This is a genomic window from Ensifer sp. ENS06 (genome assembly GCF_014852205.1).
In the GTDB taxonomy this organism is placed as follows: domain Bacteria; phylum Pseudomonadota; class Alphaproteobacteria; order Rhizobiales; family Rhizobiaceae; genus Ensifer; species Ensifer adhaerens.
The window spans coordinates 1-1,060 of record NZ_JACVBC010000037.1; the positions used below are offsets into that span (position 1 = coordinate 1).

Annotated in this window: 1 protein-coding gene; it reads right to left on the reverse strand. The window is 64.9% G+C overall.

Annotated elements, in window-relative coordinates:
• Positions 1-1,024, reverse strand: a 1,024-nt coding sequence (locus tag IB279_RS36720; RefSeq protein WP_309142338.1) for a VCBS domain-containing protein, incomplete at its 3' end; no start/stop codon positions are given.
• Positions 1,025-1,060 lie beyond the last annotated feature (36 nt).

Sequence of the window (1,060 nt, forward strand, 5' to 3'; positions counted from 1 at the left end):
CACTGATGGTCACATCATAGGTCTGCGTCAGCGACTGGCCGGCCTGCAGCGAGTCGATGACACCGTCAGCAACCTTGAAGGTCCAGCCGACCGAGTTGCCCGACTGGCTGACCGGGTCGAGCGCGAACTTGCCGAGATAGCCTTCGCCGTTCGCCTTGAAGCTGGCGCTGTGGGTGTCCAGCGTGTCGACATCGGCAAAAGCCACCTTGCCGGCGTTGACGTGCACCACTGAGTTCTCGCCGGCCGCACCGTCGCCGCGCTCCGTGACCGTGGCGCTCTGCGCACCCGAGGTGATCACCGGTGCATCGTTCGTCCCGGTGATCGCGATCGTAACGGTCTGCGCCACGATCCCGCCATGGCCGTCATTGACGAACACGGTGTACTTCTGCGTCAGCGTCTGGCCGGCCTGCAGCGAGTCCAGCACGCCGTCGGCGACCTTGAAGTTCCAGCCGATCCTGTCAGCTGCCTGATCGACCGCATCCAGCGAGAAGGTACCGAGATAACCACGGCCCTGCGGCAAGAAGCTGGCGCTGTGGGTGTCGAGCGTATCGACGTCGGTAAACGTCACCGCGCCGTCCTGCGTGTGCGTCACCGTATTCTCGCCCGTCGCCTTGTCGGCGATCTCCGTCACCGCACCGCTCTGCACACCCGAGGTGATCACCGGGGCGTCGTTGGTGCCGGCGATCACGATCGTGACCGTCTGCGTCGCCGTGCCGCCGTGGCCGTCATCGACGGTGACGTCGTAGGTCTGCACCAGGATCTGGCCGGCCTGCAGCGAGTCGAGCACGCTGTCGGCAACCTGGAAGTTCCAGCCAAGCTTGTCGGTTGCCTGGTTCAGAGGATCGAGCGAGAAGGTACCGAGATAGCCGTTACCGCCCGCCGTGAAGCTCGCCGTGTGCGTGTCGAGCGTATCGACGTCGCGAAAGCCGATCGTGCCGTCCTGCGTGTGCGTGACCGTGTTCTCGCCCGGAAAGCCGTCAAAGCGCTCCACCACGCCGCCGAGCTGCCAACCGGACGTGATCACCGGGGCATCATTCGTGCCGGTGATCGTGATCGTCAC